The following is a 21,332-nucleotide window of genomic DNA, read 5'->3' on the forward strand; positions in this document are numbered from 1 at the left end:
ACTTCATTTGATGACGAAGGGAATGTTAGTGCATGCAAGGTAAAGTAAAATGGTTCAACGCAGAAAAAGGTTACGGTTTCATTGAGACTGAAGACGGCGGCGACGTATTCGTACACTTCTCCGCAATTCAATCCGAAGGCTTCAAAACTTTGGAAGAAGGTCAATCCGTAGAATTCGACATCGTCGAAGGCGCACGTGGACCTCAAGCCGCTAACGTAATCAAATTATAATCATCCGGACAATCCGACCTACATATATGGTTAGATGGTTACCAAATTGAATTATCGCTAGCATCAGACTCCGGTCATCCGGGGTCTTTTTTTGTTGTCTTTAGTTTTTAAATTAAAGTCTAGCTCTATATTTTTTTCAGTAATAGATGTTAGCCAACACGGGTTTAAAGCTAACCAAATTGGATTGAAAGTGTAAAAAACGAGTTGTACTGGAGAAGATTCCAATCTTCTTCCTAAACTATCATTGAAGAGCAAATAAATAGTAGAATATTCCTCTCATCATATGGTATATTATTACTACCTTGCTAGATAATTAGACCCATACATCTTAGATGTTAGATTGAGTTCAATCTTCTAACAAAGCATTGCCAATTATCTGAGAGTAATACATAAGACTTTAGGAGGACAACATGAGTAAAAAGAAAAAACTTCGTGGGGCAGTTGTTAGCGCATTGAGCTTAAGTATGGCATTATCTTCAATGGGTGCTGTATCTGCACAGTCTGTAAATGATGTTAAAGGACACTGGGCGGAGCAGCAGATGGATAGCTGGATTGCGAACGGGAATCTGAAAGGTTATCAGGATGGTTCCGTTAAACCAAATAGCGCGATTACACGTGCCGAGTTCATCGTATTGGTGAATCGGTTATTTGAATTTTCTGAAACAGCATCTGCTGATTTCAAAGACTTGTCTGCTTCCAACTGGGCTTATAATGACGTAGCTAAAGCGCTCGGAGCTGGCTATGTTAAAGGTTATTCGGATAATACGTTTAAACCTACTTCCAATGTAAGTCGTCAGGAAGCAGCGAGCATGGTATCCAGCATTCTTGGTCTGGACACAAGTAACTCTGAAATAGTTAACCAATTCAAAGATGCAGGTAAAATTCCTGCTTGGAGTAAGGGAAGTATTGCAGCAGTAATTGATAAGGGGATCATGAAGGGATATCCGGATGGCACATTCCAAGCTCAAAAGCAGCTGACTCGTGCTGAAGCTGTTGTCTTGATTGATTCTGCCCTGAACAATCGCACGACTCCCAAAGAAACGGTAAGCATCGATACACCAGGAACTTATGGAAGCACGCAAGAAACCAAAGTTGTGAACGGTGATGTAATTATCAATGTCGCTGGCGTAACTCTTCAAAACTATGAAATTAAAGGTAACTTAATGCTCGCATCAGGAATTGGCAGCGGCGATGTTACCATTAAAAATGTAAAAGTCCATGGAACTACAAATGTCGAGGGTGGCGGAGAAAACTCTATTCATTTCGTAGATTCCGTACTCGTTAACGTTCTGGTCAATAAAAAAGATGGTACCGTTCGTCTGGTCGCTGAAGGTACGACAACAGCACAAAAAGTGGTTGTTCAATCTTCTGCCAAATTGGAAGAAAATGAACTGCAGGGCCAAGGATTTACTGATGTTGAATTGGCTAAAGAACTGCCAGCAAATGCAAAAGTACAGTTGAACGGTAAATTTGATGATCTTGATGTATTCAGTGCGTCCGTGACTGTGCAGCTGCAGCGTGGATCGATTCAAGACGTTAAAGTGGATGCTGCGGCAGCCAATAACACGATTCAAATTAACGCTGGAGCACAGGTGGTAAATATTGTATTGAATGCAATTTCAAAAATTTTGGGTGCCACTAATATTACAACAGTTACGCTGAACCCGGGTTCACAAAACTCTGTATTTGACGTAAGACCGAGTAAAGTTGAAGGAGAGCAAAAAGCTAATTATATCGTCAACACTCCATCAACTACGGCGACTGCTCCAAGCGGAGGATCTTCTTCAGGTGGATCATCTAGCGGAAGCTCAGGTGGTGGCTCAACAGGTGGAGGAGATAACCAACCGACCGTGAAATACACCGTAACCTTTAACTTGAACGGCGCTGAAGGTACAGCCCCAAGTGCAGTAACTGTAGAAGCGGGCAAAGCCCCAGCACTGCCGGCTAACCCAGAACGTGCTGGATATGCGTTTGCGGGCTGGAACACCAAAGCAGATGGAAGTGGAACAGCAGTAAATACTACAACTGCGATTGCGCAAAATACAACGGTATATGCACAGTGGTACCTGGCTGCACCAGTGGATGGCAAAAAGACATTAAGCGTTGCTAATGTGACAGCGGCTGGAGCAAAGTTCTTGGCTAAAGGCTTGTTGGATAATGGAGTAGAGGTTCCAAGCACTCTGGCAGATGTCAAAACATATATCGATGACAAGTATGATGTGTCCTTCAACACAGATGCGATTCAAGTGGTAGATGGGAAAATCTCCATTTCTGGAAGTATTCTGAGTTCAGCAGACTGGGCTAAGGTGAAAAAGAACGGGGACAAAACAATCCCGTACCGCATTACCCTGCTGGAAGATGGAACGAAGGTTATCGCGGCTAAAATCGCCATGTACCAGGATGGAAAAGCAGTGATTGAATCGTACCAAGCTGAAGAAGCAGTAGAGTATACAGTGAGTTTTGACCTTAATGGTGCTGAAGGAACAGCTCCAGAAGCGGTAAAGGTAGAAGAGGGCAAAACGTTAACACTGCCGGCTAACCCAGAGCGTGTCGGATATGCGTTTGCGGGCTGGAACACCAAAGCAGATGGAAGTGGAACAGCAGTAAATACTACAACTGTGATTGCGCAAAATACAACGGTATATGCACAGTGGCACCTGGCTGCACCAGTGGATGGCAAAAAGACATTAAGCGTTGCTAATGTGACAGCAGCTGGAGCAAAGTTCTTGGCTAAAGGCTTGATGGATAATGGAGTAGAGGTTCCAAGCACTCTGGCAGATGTCAAAACATATATCGATGACAAGTATGATGTGTCCTTCAACACAGATGCGATTCAAGTGGTAGATGGGAAAATCTCCATTTCTGGAAGTATTCTGAGTTCAGCAGATTGGGCTAAGGTGAAAAAGAACGGGGACAAAACAATCCCGTACCGCATTACCCTGCTGGAAGATGGAACAAAGGTCATCGCGGCTAAAATCGCCATGTACCAGGATGGAAAAGCAGTGATTGAATCGTATCAAGCCGAAGAAGCAGTAGAGTATACAGTGAGTTTTGACCTTAATGGTGCTGAAGGAACAGCTCCAGAAGCGGTAAAGGTAGAAGAGGGCAAAACGTTAACACTGCCGGCTAACCCAGAGCGTGCTGGATATGCGTTTGCAGGCTGGAACACCAAAGCAGATGGAAGTGGAGCGGCGGTAGACAATACGACTGTAATTGCTCAAGATGCAACCGTATATGCTCAGTGGCACCTGGCTGCACCGGCTGACGGCTTAACGACATTAGACGTTGCACGTGTAACTGCGGCTGAAGCAAAGTTCTTGGCTAAAGGCTTGTTGGATAATGAAGTAGAGGTTCCAAGTACTCTGGCAGAAGTCAAAACATATATCGATAACAAGTATGATGTGTCCTTCAACACAGATGCGATTCAAGTGGTAGACGGGAAGGTCTCCATTTCTGGAAGTGTCCTGAACTCCACAGACTGGGCTAAGGTGAAAAAGAACGGGGACAAAACAATCCCTTACCGCATTACCCTGCTGGAAGATGGAACAAAGGTCATCGCGGCTAAAATCGCCATGTACCAGGATGGAAAAGCAGTGATTGAATCGTACCAAGCTGAAGAAGCAGTAGAGTATACGGTGAATTTTGACCTTAATGGTGCTGGAGAAACAGCTCCAGAAGCGGTAAAGGTAGAAGAGGGCAAAACGTTAACACTGCCAGCTAACCCAGAGCGTGTCGGATATGCGTTTGCGGGCTGGAACACCAAAGCAGATGGAAGTGGAACAGCAGTAAATACTACAACTGCGATTGCACAAAATACAACGGTATATGCACAGTGGCACCTGGCTGCACCGGCTGACGGCTTAACGACATTAGACGTTGCACGTGTAACTGCGGCTGAAGCAAAGTTCTTGGCTAAAGGCTTGTTGGATAATGAAGTAGAGGTTCCAAGTACTCTGGCAGAAGTCAAAACATATATCGATAACAAGTATGATGTGTCCTTCAACACAGATGCGATTCAAGTGGTAGACGGGAAGGTCTCCATTTCCGGAAGTGTCCTGAACTCCACAGACTGGGCTAAGGTGAAAAAGAACGGGGACAAAACAATCCCGTACCGCATTACCCTGCTGGAAGATGGAACGAAGGTCATCGCGGCTAAAATCGCCATGTACCAGGATGGAAAAGCAGTGATTGAATCGTATCAAGCAGAATAAAACAAAGTTAATGCCATAAGTTGTTAAAACTTTGTAGTAGCAAGTTATTACCAGGCACTTTTAAATTATTCTAGCAATAGCCCTTGGAGATAATATCCATAGGGCTATTGTTATGCGAAAGTAGTCTGCAAGATTAAACCACCCCCAAAACGGTTAAATACATCATCAAGTGCCGGATATGTGATTCGGTGAAATCTGATATTTTGCTCGAAAATAGCGAAATATCACGAAATATGGCGTTAAATCTACATTGGCTGATGTGGCTGGAGGAGATGTCATTATTCGGTCACCGGGAGTTTTTACATGGCGCTTACATTCGTGTTATAATGAAGTGGCAAAGATAAAGGAGGAGTGCCCTATGAATTTAAGTATTCGAGGTCAACAAATCGAGGTTACCGAAGCTTTGAAAGATTATGTCGACAAAAAGTTGAGTAGACTCGAGAAGTATTTCGATGCACCCCTTACCTCTGACGGTGCCGTTACCCTGAGCACGACAAGAGGCTTGCATACAGTCGAGGTGACGATTCCTTTGAAAGGCTTTGTACTCCGTGCTGAAGATGAGAGCGATGATATGTACGCATCCATTGACGCCGTTGTGGACAAGCTGGAACGTCAAATTCGCAAACATAAAACGAAAATTAACCGTAAGTTCCGTCAGGAAGGCAGCCTGAAGACACTCTTCGTGGAAGATCCATCAGGCACTGTAGCTACAGCCGAACTGGACACGGATACGGATGATGATGATCTGGAAGTTGTACGGACGAAACGCTTTATGTTGAAACCAATGGACGTGGAAGAGGCGATCCTCCAGATGAACATGGTTGGTCATAACTTCTTCGTATTCTCCAACATCGAGAACGAGGAAGTCAGCGTGGTTTACAAACGGAACGATGGCAAGTATGGCTTGATTGAACAAGGTTAAGTATACTTACGGCATCGCTTCAATTGAATAGAACACCCAATTATTGAATATAAGCAGGAGCCGACGCTTCCTGAAATGAACCTAACGAGAGCTTCCATCCTTTTAAGGGATGGGGCTCTTTTGTGCGTAGCGGGTGTGAGGCGTTAGATCGGAGGAGCTCACCACCCACGGCGAGTGTTGATGGGCAGGGCATTCGGCGTTCGATAGGCTGCTGGAAATAAAATGATGAAACTATTCGCGGTACTGCTGCGTCTAATAGATTAGAAGCTTGGTAGAAATATCAATAGGAAGTTTGGTAGAGATATCAATAAGAAGTTGGGTAGAGATATCAGGTGTAAATATTAATAAGTCCTTTAGATATTGAGGGTCGTAGAAAATGATATCTGTAGATATCTATATTTCATAGATTTCGATAGAGAATTAAATTTGAAATCACCTTCCATATTTCCCATAAATAACAGCTTGCACCTTGGCATATCTAGGGAAATAAAACAATCATACAGCTGCTTCGGCTAACGACTATGATTTTTTGCACTTCAACTCGGTTTATATGGGGGTCAAAGTTCAAAGAAGTCTGCTGCGGCGTGTTGCGGCGACCCTTACAAACTGTTACAATTTATGCAAAGAGAATCATTGTCCTGATGGAGAATTGTCAACGAATGATCGCAATCATAATCAATGACAGGCACAGCACCATGAACATGATTCAACAGCCCGAACTCTGGCAAGGATTTAACCAAACCAGACTCGGGTGAACACCGGATCAGCTTCATGAGTAACCGTGGCAAGCCTGGAGTTGATTCATCTCATATGTTTTAGTTTGTCACCCCCGGGGACAAGTGGATGAACAATCCATCCGATGGTGCCGCTCGGCGGCAGCAGGGGGTCTATTCTGTTTTGCACGAAAGGGGTATACCATGTTAGGACTTGTCAAAAAGATCTTCGGAGACATGAACGAGCGTGATGTGAAACGTCTGATGAAGACGGTCGATGTGATCAATAAACTGGAACCGGAATTTCAGGCTTTGTCTGATGAGCAGTTGAAAGGCAAAACGGAGGAATTCCGTGCTCGAATCGAGAAGGGAGAAACGACGGATCAACTTCTTCCTGAAGCATTTGCAACCGTACGTGAAGCATCTCGCCGTGTACTGGGCAAACGTCACTATGACGTACAGATGCTGGGTGGTATTGCGCTGCACGAGGGCCGTATTTCCGAGATGAAAACGGGTGAAGGTAAAACGCTGGTAGGAACACTGCCGGTATATTTGAATGCATTGATGTCCAAAGGTGTACACGTAGTCACAGTCAATGACTATTTGGCGCAGCGGGATAGCCAAGAGATGGGACAAATCTATGAATTCCTGGGCATGACAGTTGGAGTGAACCTCAGCGGCATGGACCATGCACTCAAGCAGCATGCTTATGCATGTGATATTACGTACGGTACGAATAACGAATTCGGATTCGATTACCTGCGTGACAACATGGTGCTGTACAAAGAACAGATGGTACAGCGTCCACTGTTCTTCTGTATCATTGACGAAGTGGACTCCATCCTCGTCGATGAGGCGCGTACACCACTGATCATTTCCGGACAAGCTCAGAAATCGACCGATCTGTATTACGCAGCCGATCGTTTTGTGAAACGTCTCGTGCCGGAAGAAGATTTTACAGTGGATATCAAAGTGAAATCCGTAGCGCTGACTGAGGGCGGCGTAGCGAAAGCGGAGAAAGCTTTTGGCATCGAGAACTTGTATGACCATGCAAACGTAACGCTGAATCACCACATTGTACAGGCTCTGAAAGCGAACGTGATTATGCGCCGTGACGTAGATTACGTTGTTACGGACGAAGAAGTGATGATCGTGGATGAATTCACAGGTCGTCTGATGTCTGGACGCCGCTACAGTGATGGATTGCACCAAGCCATTGAAGCTAAAGAGGGCATCGAGGTTCAGAACGAGAGCATGACTCTCGCAACGATCACATTCCAGAACTACTTCCGGATGTACCGCAAACTTGCGGGCATGACGGGTACGGCGAAAACAGAGGAAGAAGAGTTCAAGAAAATCTACGGCCTTGAGGTGCTGCAGATTCCAACGAACCGTCCGAACCGACGGAATGATATGCCTGATGTGGTCTACAAGAGCATTGATGGCAAGTTTAAGGCCGTTGTGGAAGAAATCGTGGAGCGTCACGGCAAAAATCAACCGATCCTGGTGGGTACCGTATCCATCGAGAACTCGGAGCGCCTGTCAGACATGCTGAAACGCCGCGGTATCAGACACCAGGTCCTGAACGCGAAGTTCCATGCGGAAGAAGCCGAAATCATCTCCGGTGCTGGTCAAGCGGGTGCAGTAACGATTGCAACGAACATGGCCGGACGGGGTACAGATATTATTTTGGGTGATGGCGTAGCTGAAGTTGGCGGCCTTCACATCATCGGTACAGAGCGTCACGAATCACGCCGGATCGATAACCAGCTACGTGGTCGTGCGGGACGTCAGGGTGACCCGGGTTCAACACAGTTCTACCTGTCCCTTGGCGACGAACTGATGAGACGTTTCGGTGCAGACAACGTGCTGAACATGATGGAGCGTCTTGGTTTTGAAGAAGACCAGCCGATTGAGAGCCGTATGATCACTCGTGCGGTAGAATCAGCGCAGAAGCGGGTTGAAGGTAATAACTTTGACGTACGTAAAGTGGTCCTCCAGTACGATGACGTTATGAACCAGCAACGTGAAATTATCTATAAACAGCGCCGCGAGGTACTGGAATCCGAAAATATTAAACAAATCGTTATGGATATGATTAAACCATCCATCGAACGGATCGTTGAAGCACACTGCAGTGACGACATTCCAGAGAACTGGGAGCTGCAGGAAGTTGCAGATTACATGAACAGCAAGCTTCTGGACGACGGCTCGGTTACCAAAGATGAGCTGTGGGGCAAAGAAGCCGAAGAGATCATTGAGCATCTGTTCGAGAAAGTACAGAACAAGTACAATGCTCGTGAAGAACGTATCGGTGAAGAGATGGTTCGTGAGTTCGAGAAGGTTGTTGTCCTGCGTGCAGTAGACAGCAAGTGGATGGACCACATTGATGCGATGGATCAACTGCGTCAAGGTATCCACCTTCGTGCATACGGCGGTACAGATCCGCTTCGTGAGTACCAGTTCGAAGGTTTCGAGATGTTCCATCAGATGATCGCTTCCATCCAGGAGGAAGTTGCGACCTACGTGATGAAGGCACAGATCGAAAGCAACCAGGAGCGTCAAGCGGTTGTGGATGAGAGTCAGATCTCGACCAGCGGCGAACCTACAGAGAAACGTCCGGTGAAAGTGTCTGACCAAATCGGTCGTAATGATCCTTGTCCATGCGGTAGCGGCAAAAAGTTCAAACACTGCCACGGTCAAGAGTAGTTCTCGTCTCATTTCTTATATCGAAGTGATTGGCGAAGTAAGATAGATGAGTCCAATGTATATGGTTTGACTTCTGCGGCTCCTTGCAGCCGGGTGTTCAATAAGATAAAGTGAAGGATGCATATCCCATGACTGGTGCATATGAATAATCATATGGCGCTGCATGAGGGCTGACGTGCCTGCTGGTAACAGTATGCGCAGAGCTTGCGGTATAATGTATCCGGGACTTGATCTTGATTATTGAACTTCCCGGATGCGGGGAGCTTATCTTAATGAAAAGAGGAATTGCACATGATTGATCCAAGCGTGAAGCAGGACCTGCGTGAAATAGGCAAGAAATTAACAAACCTTAGGGGGTCTCTTTGACTTAGATCTCAAACAGGAAATGATTGAGAACTTCGAAGAGAAGATGTCGGCTCCAGACTTCTGGGATGACAACGAGAAAGCACAAGCCCTTATTGCCGAGATGAATGCAGTGAAAGGGTCGGTAGATCAATACGCGAAGCTGCAGCAGGATTACGACGATGCCTTGATGATGGCTGAGCTGGCCGATGAAGAAGGCGACGAAGAACTGGCAGCCGAGATTGGTAACAGTGTCGCCGCCATGGTAAGCAAGTTGGAAGATTTCGAGCTGCAGCTGCTTCTGAATCAGCCGTATGACAAAATGAATGCCATTCTTGAGCTTCACCCTGGGGCTGGCGGTACCGAGTCGCAGGACTGGGGACAGATGCTGCTTCGGATGTATACACGCTGGGCGGAGAAGCGCGGCTTCAAGGTTGAGGTGCTGGATTACCTTCCGGGTGACGAAGCTGGGATCAAAAGTGTGACACTGTCCATTAAGGGACATAATGCTTATGGGTATCTGAAAGCAGAGAAAGGTGTTCACCGTCTGGTGCGGATTTCTCCTTTTGACTCATCGGGCCGCAGGCATACGTCCTTCGTATCCTGTGATGTCGTGCCGGAGATTGACGATACAATCGAGATTGACATCCGGACCGAAGACCTCAAGATCGACACTTACCGTGCGAGCGGTGCGGGTGGACAGCACATTAACACCACCGACTCAGCCGTGCGGATTACACATATCCCGACCGGAGTGGTTGTCACCTGTCAGAATGAACGTTCACAGATCAAAAACCGTGAGCGCGCGATGACAATGCTTCGTTCGAAATTGTATGAGCGCAAAATTGAAGAGCAAAAACAACAGCTGGACGAAATCCGAGGGGATCAGTCGGAAATTTCGTGGGGAAGCCAGATTCGCTCCTATGTATTCCATCCCTATAGTATGGTAAAGGATCACCGTACAAGTGTAGAGACAGGAAATACAGGAGCGGTTATGGACGGCGACCTCGATGCATTCATCGACGGTTATTTGCGCAGCCAAATTAAAGTAGAGACCGATTAAATACAAGTTCCTGTATGGACCCGTGCGCGTAGGCGTATGCTGGTGTATACAGGGGCTTTTTTTTGAACATTTTTATGAAATGTGAAGAAGATCATGGATACGTTATATAAAAGGAGAGCACGACAGCATGCAGGAACAGCAGCATTTATATCCTCAACGTAAAAAGAGGTTAACCACCTTCATTCCCCTTAATGGGCCATGGCGAAATGTCATTGATACCCTGCTTATTATCGTAGGTTCATTTTTGATTGCAGCGGCCTTTAACTTATTTTTATTACCCAACCAAATCGCGTCCGGTGGTGTATCTGGTCTGTCGATTCTGGGAGACGAATGGCTTGGCTGGGAACCGGCGTATACTCAATGGGCCATTAATATCCCGCTGTTAATTGCAGGTTTTCTGCTTATCGGCAAACAGTACGGTTTGCGTTCCATCCTTGGCAGTATCGTGCTGCCGCTCTTTGTGTATCTAACCAGTCACTGGGAGATTCCGACCGCGAATCCGCTGCTTGGCTCGCTGTATGGCGGCATTGGCGTTGGTCTGGGCATCGGGATTGTGTACAGAGGCAGAGGATCAACCGGGGGCATGAGCATTCTGGCTCGTATTGTACAGAAGTACAGCGGCCTAAGTTATTCCCTGTGTGTTGTCATCATGGATGCGACGGTGATTATTCTGGCAGCCTTTGTGCTGTCACTGGAACAGTCTTTATATGCATTAATCGGGTTATATGTGACGGGGAAAGTTATTGATGCCGTGGAGATAGGGCTTGGATATTCAAAGGTCGCGTATATTATCTCCAACCAGACGGAACCGATTACCAAAGTCATTCTGGCTGATCTGGATCGAGGGCTGACCAAACTGGAGGCCAAAGGTGGATATACAGATGACCAGCGGACCGTGCTGATGGTAGTGGTTGGGCAGAATGAAGTGCCGAGACTGAAAACGCTGATCCGGTCCGTGGACCCGGCTGCTTTTGTCATCATCAGTAATGCGCACGAGGTGCTTGGAGAGGGCTTTAAGCGCGGCGAGCATATTTAGAAAATTTAAAAACAAACCTAAAAAAGCAGATACTCCCTCGCCCATCAACCGGGTGAAGCAGTATCTGCTTTTGCTATTAAGGTGATGTAATCCAGACTAAGCAGGTTATTCTGTCATCTTAACGTCTGAGTGCCTGCTTAAATCATGTTAGGTTATTTATACAGCCATGCCCGAGTTTACAGGATTGGAGACAGCAGACGGGATATAGCTTCCTTGAAACGGATCACGAGACTGCGGCTTAGGTATTCCTCCAGTGTCAGCTCCCGCGATACGTGCAGGTCATGCTCGAAGGTCTGCACAAGCGTTGTTGCAATCGTTTCGTCATACATAAAAGCGTTGACCTCAAAGTTCAACCGGAAACTGCGATAGTCTATGTTGGCAGTCCCTACGGAAGCCACCAGACTGTCAATGATCAGTGTTTTGGCGTGAATAAATCCATTATCGTAGATAAACGCTTTGGCGCCTACTTTCAACAGCTCCCCGATGTAAGACAGCGTGGCCCAGTAGACAAAGGCATGATCCGGTTTATTGGGAATCATAATACGAACATCGATACCTGACAGGCACGCCAGACGTATGGCTTCGAATACACTGGCATCCGGGATGAAATAAGGCGTCTGGATCAGAATCGAATGTTTGGCCCCGTTAATCATCTTCAGATAACTGTTCTTGATGTGTTCGATCTCGGCGTCCGGCCCGCTGGACACGATCTGCATAGCCGTTTGGCCGGAACCCTCAATGTAAGGGAAGTGAGCAGGAACGTACGGCGTGTCATGCTGTTTGGAAGCCTCGTTCCAGTCGAGCAGGAAACGTGTCTGCAGCGCATGCACCGCATTACCTCGTATTCGCAGATGAGTGTCGCGCCAGTAACCAAACTTTGAATTCAATCCGAGATACTCATCACCCACATTGAACCCGCCGGTATAACCGAGATTACCATCAATGATAACGATTTTTCGGTGGTTGCGGTAGTTCATCCTAAGGTTGATGAGGCTGAATTTGGATGGGAAAAAGACTTCCACCAGTCCGCCCGCTTCGCGCAGTTCTTTGAAAAAGCGATTCCTCACTCGCCGCGAGCCAAGCGCGTCATAGAGCAGACGGACTTTCACGCCTTCGCGCGCTTTGCGGATCAGCGCATCCCGGATTCTTTTGCCCAGTGTGTCCCCCCGATAAATGTAATACTGCACGTGCACATGGTCCTGTGCTGCCTCAATATCATCCAGAAGCCGCTGAAACTTGTCTGTTCCATCGGTAATGATCTCAACGGCATTATCCTCCGTCACGAGCGCACCGTTCTGCTTGAGGTTCATGTAGATCATGTCCTGACTGCTCTCGGTGGCTTTGTTGGAGAAAGGGGTGCGGTTATCCTGCAGCTGGGCAAGCTGCGCTTCGATTCGTTCCTCCAGGCCGAGCTTCTTGCGCTCTTTCCATTGGAAGAGACGGTAACGGGTCAGATTCTGGCCCGTCAAAAGATAAAGGATGAACCCGAAGACCGGAATAAAATTCAATACCAGCAGCCAAGCCCAGGAAGCACTGGCGTCCTTGCGTTCAAAGAAGACGACTGCGGCAGCGAAGATGATATTCAGTCCCAGGAGCACAATAAGTAAAATGGATTCGATATGCACTTTAGTCCCCCATGTCTCATAATGACCTTCGGAGTCGAGTTCAATTTAGCCTTTCATGACAAGGTGTATATGAGAACAAGACTCTGTATGTAATCTTTCCTGCTACTATGTATTTTAACAGAAGAAACCCTGTTCGTCCCGAAGGGAAAAAGATATCGTTCGGATTTGTTGGGAATCCGTGTTAAATTCATGATAGAGTGTTGTATTTATATAACTAGAGTCGTATAATAATACACAAATATGCATAGAAGCGACGGAATTGCCTGCTCAAGCTTTGACGAGCAAGGAGCGGGGCATATGCAGCGCATACAACAGGGATGGGGGAGCGAGAGTGAATAACAAATTAAGAGTGGCAATCGTCGGTTCCACCGGCTACGGCGGGGTGGAACTGATTCGTTTTTTTCAGAATCATCCGCAGGTTGAAATTACATCGGTAATCTCTTCATCGAGCAGCGGGGAGTCCATCGCTGATGGATTTCCGCATTTGACGGATGTGATTCGCAGGCCGCTCGACGGTGTCGATCCGGGAGAGATCGCAAGTCGTGCAGATCTCGTATTCACCGCGACCCCGTCTGGCGTAAGCGCCAAGCTCGTACCGAGTTTGCTGGAGGCCGGGCTGAAAGTGATTGACCTGTCTGGTGATTTCCGTTTGAAGGACGGATCGGTATATGAGCAGTGGTACAAACACCCTGCCCCGTCAGCGGATCTGCTGGAGAAGGCTGTATACGGTATGGCTGAGGTGTACGGAGATGAAGTGAAGGGCAAAGATTTCATATCCAACCCGGGCTGTTATCCGACAGCTACGCTGCTGGGTCTGATTCCCGCGGTGGAAGCAGGTTGGATTGATCCATCGACCATCATTATCGATGCAAAATCAGGCGTATCCGGTGCAGGGCGCGGAACCAGCCTGACCAACCATTACGCAGAAATGAATGAAAACTTTAAAGCGTACAAATTGAATAAACATCAGCATATTCCTGAGATCGAGCAGGTTCTTGGCAGTATTACCGGAAGCCCGGTAACCGTGACCTTTACGACGCAGCTTGTACCCATGACACGCGGCATTATGAGTACAATGTATGCCAAGCTGACGGGCGAGCACAGTGATCGGGAGATTGTGGATTTATACCGTAAATATTATGAGAACAGACCTTTCGTACGTGTGCGTGAACCAGGCATCTGGCCTTCGACGAAAGAGGTATCTGGATCGAACTACTGCGATATCGGATTTTCGGCAGACCCGCGGACCGGACGTTTGACGATCATTTCGGTAATCGACAACCTGGTGAAGGGTGCATCCGGGCAAGCAATTCAAAATATGAACCTGATGATGGGATGGGAGGAGAACCTCGGGCTGAACATGACACCGGTATATCCATAAGAATGTGACGAGTGAACATCGCAGAGGGAGCGCAAGCGCAAGCAAACGGTGTTTCATTTGGGAGTCACACAGCATGGGCAGCAGCTGGGCAGTTTCGGTTAAAGCAGGCGGTTCATCAGCATATGGCTGAACGCATACGGGGGATACGATATGGGAACAAAAGTGGAGCAGCAGGCTTTTACGATCATTGAAAATGGAACAATTGTAACGCCAGGCGGTTTTACAGCAGGTGGACTGCACTGCGGTTTGAAAAAAACATCACGCAACGACATCGGAGCCATCCGCTGTGACATTCCTGCGACGGCTGCAGCGGTATACACAACCAACGTGTTTCAGGCTGCGCCGCTCAAAGTCACTCGGGAGAGTCTGAGCAACGGGCGTCTGCAGGCTGTGATCGTGAACAGCGGTAACGCTAATGCATGTACAGGACAGCAGGGTGAAGAGGACGCGTATGCGATGCGTGCGGCAGCGGCTCGTGAACTGGGTGTGGCTGAAGAGGACGTGGCTGTGGCTTCCACAGGGGTTATTGGCGAACTGCTCAAGATGGATGCGGTGCATTCGGGTATCGCAGCTCTTCCGGAACAGCTGGGCAAGGAAACGAACGAAGCAGAGCAATTTTCACAAGCGATTCTGACTACCGATTTGGTGAAAAAGGAAGCCTGCGTTTCCGTCGTAGTCGGCGGCAAGACGGTAACGATTGCGGGAGCGGCCAAGGGCTCGGGAATGATTCATCCGAATATGGCCACAATGCTGGCGTTTATGACCTCGGACGCGGTCATCGGAGCAGAAGCACTGCAGCGCCTGCTGCGCCAGGCGACTAACCATACATTCAACATGATTACCGTGGACGGTGATACCAGTACGAATGATATGCTCGTAGCGATGTCCAGCGGCTATGCAGGCAATGAAGAACTGACGATGGATCACCCGGATTGGGATGCATTCGCTGCTGGATTCACATACGTATGCCAGGTGCTCGCCAAAGCGATTGCCCGGGATGGTGAAGGTGCGACCAAACTGGTAGAAGTTGAAGTGACAGGTGCGGTTAGCGACGAATCTGCACAAGCCATTGCCAAAACCGTGATTGGCTCAAGCCTGGTAAAATCGGCCATGTTTGGTGCAGACGCGAACTGGGGACGGATTATTGCTGCCGTAGGCCGTGCAGGCCAGCCGGTGAACCCGGATACAGTGGATATCCGTCTCGGAGACATTTCGGTGCTCGCACAGTCTCGTCCTGTTGTGTTTGATGAAGAAGCGGCGCTGGCCTACCTGCAGACCGACACGGTACGCATTGTAGTGGACCTGCATCACGGTGAAGGCAGCGCTGTAGCTTGGGGATGCGATCTGACGTATGACTATGTGCGCATTAATGCCGCGTACCGCACGTAAATAGAAGTTTTGTTATTTATAAGCGGTGTCTTAACTCATATCCCAACTCTAATCAAGTGAATCTGTTAATTGCATGTATCTCGATTGATCTGATTTTGATCAGATTGCCTTGATTCAGTGAGGTTGATTAGGCTTTCGAGATTGTATTGAAGTCATGTTGATTCTAAAAGGTATTGAACTCGCAGCTTGATCTCTAGAAAGCTGCATACCATCATAGATGTAAAATCAGTTATAAGGATTAAACTTTTAAATATAAAATAAACGAATGTAGTGGAAGAGGCGGAATCGATTCTGTAGAAGCGGAGCGTTCGCATGTGTCTCCGGGTTTTCCCTTTGGAAAAAGGGAATCGAAAAATCTGGAGGCAGCGGCGATCGAAAGAACGATCCGAATCTGGAACGGCTGGCGTTTATCTATATGTTTTATATAGGTGTTAATCCTTTATAACTCTATTAGGAAGGAGCTTTGCCTCATGAATTCAACATTGCCAAGCACAAACGGCAGCACTGCAGCGGAAGCAGGTACCGAGAAACAGATGTTTGTAATGAAATGCGGAGGCAGTACGCTGGCTGCACTGCCGGAATCCTTCTTTGCAGATCTGCGTGATCTGCAGACCTCGGGAAGTGGTCCGGTTATTGTTCATGGCGGCGGCCCGGCAATCTCTGATAATCTGGCGAAGCTTGGGATCGAAACCGAATTCGTGAACGGCCTGCGCAAAACAACCGAGCCTGTACTGGATGTAGTGGAGATGGTGCTGGCGGGCAGTATTAACAAACAGATCGTACGTTTGATCCAGCGTGTGGGCGGTCAGGCCTTGGGTGTGTCGGGTGTGGACGGCGGGCTGATCCAGGCGAAACCTGTATCGAATCACGCGGAGATCGGCTGGGTGGGTGACGTAACAAGTGTCAAAGCCGAGATTATCCAAGGGATCGTCAACATGGGTTATATGCCTGTTATTGCACCTGTGGGTGTAGATGCGAGCGGCCAGCGATACAATATTAACGCAGATACGGCTGCAGGAGCGGTCGCTTCTTATCTCGGTGTAAAGCGCATGATTGTAGTGACGGACGTTCCAGGCATTATGAAAACGGTGAATGGCGAGAAAAAAGTGCTGCCATCTGTATCTGTGCAGGAGATTGAGGATATGATCCAGACCGGCGAAATCTACGGCGGCATGATTCCAAAAGTACGCGCAGCGATTGCGTGCATTCACGGCGAGGTGCGCGAGGTTATTATCGTGGACGGCAGCGAACCGCAGATCCTGAGCCGTGTGCTTGGCGGAGAGACAATCGGCACACGTATTATGCGAATGCAGTAGAATGCATTACGAAATTCACATTTAAGCTTTTGATTTATATAAAAAAAGAATTTGTACACGGCGTTTTTATGAGAAGTTGAATTTACACGTTAACGAAGAGGACAGAGAAACCTGAAGAGTGAAGCACTTGTTTATATGCGGATTTTTTTCTATCTGTCATTGTTGAACTATTTGTTTACACAAAAAACGGAGAGGACAGAAAAAACCTGAAAAAGCGTAGCGGTCGCCTTTATCACCGGATTTTCCCTTTGAGAGAAAAGGGAATCCAAAAAATCTGGGGATAACAGCGATTGAAAGGTTATTCTGTCATTGGAGTGGCCAGTGTGAACTGCCTTTAGTTCAATAATATGATCGAAAATCCGGGTATAACAGTGGTCGAATGGTTGTTCTTTTATCGGAGTGACAAGAGTAAATGAAGGTTTTCTCATAATTGATCGCAGTGTACGAATCGACAAGGAGTGATTTGCTCATGGCAAAAGGCAGCGAACAGCCAGGTTCTGGCACAGCAGTAGCGGGCGCAGCAGGAACAGGTGCAGCGGCACAGACAGAAAGCTCGCTTTTTCAAACATATGCACGGTATCCGATCAGTTTGGTTAAAGGTAAAGGCAGCTGGTTATGGGATGATCAGGGGAACCGCTATCTCGATTTCATGTGCGGACTTGCTGTAACGAGCCTGGGCCATGCACCGGAGAAAGTGGGAGCGAAGCTGAAAGCGCAGATCGATGAGCTGTGGCACGTATCCAACCTGTTTCAGATTCCAGGTCAGGAAAAGGCAGCCGCTTTGCTGACGGCCAACACCTGCGCAGATGCGGTCTTTTTCTGCAACAGCGGCGCTGAGGCGAATGAAGCGGCGATCAAGGTGGCTCGGCGTTATCAGCAGAAGGTGAAAGGCGAAGAGCGGTACGAAGTCATTACCTTTGCGCAATCGTTCCATGGACGGACATTGGCAACGCTGACGGCAACTGGACAGGATAAGGTGAAAGAAGGATTTTTGCCGCTGCCAGCTGGATTTGTAACCGTGCCATTGCACGATATTCCTGCACTTGAAGCGGCGATTGGACCAAAAACAGCAGCGATTATGCTGGAGATGGTCCAGGCAGAAGGCGGCGTTTATCCGGTGGAGCCGGAATTTGTGAAGCATGTGCGTAAACTGTGCGACGAGCACGGATTGCTGATGATTGTAGACGAAGTGCAGACAGGTATGGGACGGACAGGTAAGCTGTTTGCTCACGAGCACTACGGTGTTGAACCGGACGTGTTCACCGTTGCGAAAGGCATCGGTAGTGGATTCCCTGTTGGCGCAATGCTGGGTAAGGGGTTCCTGCGTGATGCATTTACACCGGGCAGCCATGCAACGACATTTGGTGGTACACCGCTTGCTTCCTCTGTCGTTATTGCAACGATCGAGACGATGCTGGAGGATCGTTTGCCGGAGCGTGCAGCCGAGATGGGCGACTATCTGATGACGTCTTTGCGCAATCGTTTGGCAGGCAGTTCTTTTGTGAAAGAAGTGCGCGGCATGGGCCTGCTGGTGGGTATTGAGTGTGCAGAGCCCGTCGGAGATATCGTGCTGGCAGGACAGAAACGCGGCATTTTGTTTGTATCGGCAGGCCCTAACGTCATTCGTCTGCTTCCTAACCTTTATGTAAGTAAAGAAGAGATCGACGAGGCGGTGTCCTTGGTAGCGGCGTTAATCGAGGAACACGCTGCGGCGAAAGCCTGATCGCATGAAAAAATAAAATACTGACCGGGGCCGTCATGGCCCCCGGCGCAGATTAAAGTGAAAGAATCCCTGCAGCCGCATGGTAATCAGCGCAGAAGCAGCAGAGGCTGACGATCCACCCGCAGTATGGACTGAACGCCGGATTTGCTCTACCTGGGCTGATATGGAGAGGTCTGATTCAGCCAAGTCAGACGAGGATGTGAAACTTCTGCCCATGCGGGTGCAGGGAACCGGAAATGAGGAGGAACTAATCATGGCATTACAACACACAGACAAGGTTCGGAAAGTTGACCTGAGAGGCCGGGATTTCATTGAATTCACGGACTATACGGCAGAAGAAATTCGTTACCTGCTGGATCTCGCGATTGAGATTAAAGGCAAGCAAAAAAGCGGTGTACCGTTCCAGCCCCTGAAGGGCAAAACGATCGGACTTATTTTTGAAAAATCATCCACACGTACGCGTGTATCCTTTGAAGTCGGTATGTTCCAACTGGGCGGACACGCATTGTTCCTGAGCAAAAACGACATTCAGCTGGGACGCGGCGAGACGACGCATGATACGGCCAAAGTGTTGTCCCGTTACCTCGACGGCATTATGATTCGTACATTTGGACACCATAATGTGATTGAACTGGCAGAACATGCGGATGTTCCGGTGATTAACGGCCTGAGCGATGCAGCACATCCATGTCAGGTGCTGGCGGATTTCCAAACCGTGCTGGAGCATAAAGGCAAGCTGGCGGGCCTGAAGATGGCTTATGTCGGTGACGGCAACAATATGGCGCACTCTCTGATGCTGGGCGCAGCCAAAATGGGTATGCACGTTGCGGTGGCAACACCGGAAGGATATGAGCCGGACAGCACTGTGGTCGAGCAAGCTCGTGCGATTGCACAGGAGAGCGGCTCCGAAGTGCTTGTAACCTACAGTGCACAGGAAGCCGTGAAAGATGCCGATATTGTGTATACGGATGTATGGGCGAGCATGGGCTTTGAAGAAGAACAGAAGATTCGTGAGCGGGCATTTGCGGCGTATCAGGTCGATGAGGAACTGATGAAAGGTGCCAAGCCGGACTACATGTTCCTACACTGCCTGCCAGCACACCGCGGCGAAGAAGTGAGCGCAGGAGTCATTGACGGTCCGAACTCTCTAATCTTTGATCAGGCGGAGAATCGTCTGCACGCACAAAAGGCTTTGATGGCTGCGCTGATGAGCGAATAGTCGCGATTTGCGGCAATGGGTTGATTTTACACGCCAATTTGGCGATGATAGATAAAATATATTCATAACTTAAACTTGAACATACACGTAACGGAAATTACAGTGGATGAGCAAGGGTTTGATTATCGTAATTGATCTTGGGGAGGACCATACCACATGGCTAAGGAAAAAATCGTACTCGCCTATTCCGGCGGGTTGGACACATCAGTAATTTTGAAATGGCTGAAAGAAACGTATGATGCCGAGATTATCGCGTTTACCGCGGATATCGGTCAGAAGGATGAACTCGACGGTTTGGAGGAAAAAGCACTCGCTACGGGCGCTTCCAAAGTATACATCGATGATCTGCGCGACGAGTTCGCCAAAGATTTTATCTATCCGATGTTTCAGGCTGGTGCCCTTTATGAAGGTCAATACCTGCTCGGTACGAGTATCGCACGTCCACTTATCGCTAAACGTATGGTCGATATCGCTCGCGCGGAAGGCGCTACAGCGATTGCTCACGGCGCTACGGGTAAAGGAAATGACCAGGTTCGTTTTGAGTTGAACGCAGCTGCACTTACACCGGACATTCAAGTGATTGCGCCTTGGCGTCTGGAAGAGTTCCGCAATCAGTTCCCGGGACGTGCCGAGATGATCGCTTACGCTGAAAAACATGGCATTCCGGTTACCGCTTCTGCGGCGAAACCTTACTCCACGGACCGCAACCTGCTGCATATCAGCTATGAGAGTGGTGTGCTTGAAGATCCTTGGTTTGATCCGAGCGCGGACGAGAACAAAGATATGTTCCTGCTGAGCAGTGCACCTGAAGATGCACCGGATCAACCGGAGTACCTCGAACTGGAGTTTGAACAAGGGGACTGTGTTGCCCTGAACGGCGAGCGTTTGAGCCCATTGCAGGTGATGGAGCAGCTGAATGAGCTTGGCGGCAAACACGGCATCGGCCGTGTAGACATGGTAGAGAACCGTTTTGTCGGCATGAAGAGCCGCGGCGTATACGAAACACCAGGTGGAACGATCCTGTTCACGGCACATCGCAAAATGGAATCCATCACGATGGATCGTGAAGTGATGAACCTGCGTGACAGCTTGATTACACGTTACAGCACGCTCGTATACAATGGTTTCTGGTTTGCGCCGGAACGTCTTGCGCTGCAGGCGCTCGTAACGGAAAGTCAGAAGAACGTAACGGGTACAGTTCGTGTGAAATTGTACAAAGGAAACGTCATCGGCGCAGGCGTGAAAAGCCCTGTCAGCCTGTACAATCCGGACATTGCGACCATGGAAGCAGATCCATCGGAGGCATATGATCAGGGAGATGCAACAGGCTTTATCCGCCTGAATGCACTGCGCTTGAAAGTACATTCCGGTGTGGAGCAAAATAAAAAATAATTGGCGGCGTGTGTGGCACGCTGTATCATAATTAATGACAAGGCAGGCCGTTCTTGCACAT

Annotated in this window: 13 protein-coding genes; 12 read left to right on the forward strand and 1 reads right to left on the reverse strand. The window is 48.3% G+C overall.

Features of this window, described 5'->3' with window-relative positions; genetic code table 11:
• Positions 1-32 precede the first annotated feature (32 nt).
• The 6 genes from ABXS70_RS29315 (at position 33) to ABXS70_RS29340 (ending at position 11,226) form a co-directional block, all read left to right on the forward strand.
• Positions 33-230, forward strand: coding sequence for a cold shock domain-containing protein (locus ABXS70_RS29315; RefSeq protein WP_024631599.1), 198 nt, complete (start codon positions 33-35; stop codon positions 228-230).
• A 410-nt stretch (positions 231-640) separates the two neighbouring features.
• Complete coding sequence (locus ABXS70_RS29320) at positions 641-4,441, forward strand: InlB B-repeat-containing protein (protein ID WP_366292992.1); 3,801 nt, start codon at positions 641-643, stop codon at positions 4,439-4,441.
• 358 nt (positions 4,442-4,799) lie between these two features.
• Entirely contained in the window at positions 4,800-5,363 is a 564-nt protein-coding gene (raiA, locus tag ABXS70_RS29325) for a ribosome-associated translation inhibitor RaiA (RefSeq protein WP_145414115.1), read from the forward strand.
• Between the two features lie 917 nt (positions 5,364-6,280).
• Entirely contained in the window at positions 6,281-8,785 is a 2,505-nt protein-coding gene (secA, locus tag ABXS70_RS29330; RefSeq protein WP_342553033.1) for a preprotein translocase subunit SecA, read from the forward strand.
• 291 nt (positions 8,786-9,076) lie between these two features.
• Positions 9,077-10,190 (forward strand): peptide chain release factor 2 gene (gene prfB / locus ABXS70_RS29335; RefSeq protein WP_342553032.1). Its coding sequence is split into 2 segments (ribosomal slippage): positions 9,077-9,148 and positions 9,150-10,190, totalling 1,113 coding nucleotides; the frame shifts between segments, so codons are not numbered across the junction.
• A gap of 127 nt (positions 10,191-10,317) precedes the next feature.
• Positions 10,318-11,226, forward strand: coding sequence for a YitT family protein (locus tag ABXS70_RS29340; protein WP_366292997.1), 909 nt, complete (start codon positions 10,318-10,320; stop codon positions 11,224-11,226).
• A gap of 176 nt (positions 11,227-11,402) precedes the next feature.
• Here ABXS70_RS29340 and cls read toward each other — a convergent pair whose 3' ends face one another.
• Positions 11,403-12,851, reverse strand: a complete 1,449-nt coding sequence (cls, locus tag ABXS70_RS29345; protein ID WP_342553030.1) for a cardiolipin synthase — start codon at positions 12,849-12,851, stop codon at positions 11,403-11,405.
• 331 nt (positions 12,852-13,182) lie between these two features.
• Between cls and argC the strand changes: the two genes are divergently transcribed.
• From argC to ABXS70_RS29375, 6 genes are all read left to right on the forward strand, one after another.
• On the forward strand, positions 13,183-14,232 hold the full coding sequence (gene argC / locus ABXS70_RS29350) for an N-acetyl-gamma-glutamyl-phosphate reductase (RefSeq protein WP_366293000.1): 1,050 nt from the start codon (positions 13,183-13,185) through the stop codon (positions 14,230-14,232).
• Positions 14,233-14,394: 162 nt separating this feature from the next.
• Entirely contained in the window at positions 14,395-15,621 is a 1,227-nt protein-coding gene (argJ, locus tag ABXS70_RS29355) for a bifunctional glutamate N-acetyltransferase/amino-acid acetyltransferase ArgJ (RefSeq protein WP_342556456.1), read from the forward strand.
• Positions 15,622-16,091: 470 nt separating this feature from the next.
• Positions 16,092-16,937 (forward strand): acetylglutamate kinase, encoded by an 846-nt coding sequence (gene argB, locus ABXS70_RS29360; RefSeq protein ID WP_342553028.1) that lies wholly within the window; start codon positions 16,092-16,094, stop codon positions 16,935-16,937.
• A gap of 469 nt (positions 16,938-17,406) precedes the next feature.
• Entirely contained in the window at positions 17,407-18,660 is a 1,254-nt protein-coding gene (locus ABXS70_RS29365; RefSeq protein WP_342553027.1) for an aspartate aminotransferase family protein, read from the forward strand.
• Between the two features lie 253 nt (positions 18,661-18,913).
• On the forward strand, positions 18,914-19,879 hold the full coding sequence (gene argF / locus ABXS70_RS29370; protein WP_366293005.1) for an ornithine carbamoyltransferase: 966 nt from the start codon (positions 18,914-18,916) through the stop codon (positions 19,877-19,879).
• Positions 19,880-20,035: 156 nt separating this feature from the next.
• The gene (locus tag ABXS70_RS29375; RefSeq protein WP_090922968.1) at positions 20,036-21,271 is read left to right on the forward strand and encodes an argininosuccinate synthase; all 1,236 of its coding nucleotides are present in this window, start codon (positions 20,036-20,038) and stop codon (positions 21,269-21,271) included.
• Positions 21,272-21,332: the final 61 nt, after the last annotated feature.

The organism is Paenibacillus sp. AN1007, assembly GCF_040702995.1.
Lineage (GTDB): Bacteria > Bacillota > Bacilli > Paenibacillales > Paenibacillaceae > Paenibacillus.

Bases quoted from the DNA above. Each gene is read 5' to 3' on its own strand.
- ABXS70_RS29315 (WP_024631599.1), top strand. From the start codon at position 33: ATGCAAGGTAAAGTAAAATGGTTCAACGCAGAAAAAGGTTACGGTTTC.
- ABXS70_RS29320 (WP_366292992.1), top strand. From the start codon at position 641: ATGAGTAAAAAGAAAAAACTTCGTGGGGCAGTTGTTAGCGCATTGAGC.
- raiA (WP_145414115.1), top strand. From the start codon at position 4,800: ATGAATTTAAGTATTCGAGGTCAACAAATCGAGGTTACCGAAGCTTTG.
- secA (WP_342553033.1), top strand. From the start codon at position 6,281: ATGTTAGGACTTGTCAAAAAGATCTTCGGAGACATGAACGAGCGTGAT.
- ABXS70_RS29340 (WP_366292997.1), top strand. From the start codon at position 10,318: ATGCAGGAACAGCAGCATTTATATCCTCAACGTAAAAAGAGGTTAACC.
- argB (WP_342553028.1), top strand. From the start codon at position 16,092: ATGAATTCAACATTGCCAAGCACAAACGGCAGCACTGCAGCGGAAGCA.
- ABXS70_RS29365 (WP_342553027.1), top strand. From the start codon at position 17,407: ATGGCAAAAGGCAGCGAACAGCCAGGTTCTGGCACAGCAGTAGCGGGC.
- argF (WP_366293005.1), top strand. From the start codon at position 18,914: ATGGCATTACAACACACAGACAAGGTTCGGAAAGTTGACCTGAGAGGC.
- ABXS70_RS29375 (WP_090922968.1), top strand. From the start codon at position 20,036: ATGGCTAAGGAAAAAATCGTACTCGCCTATTCCGGCGGGTTGGACACA.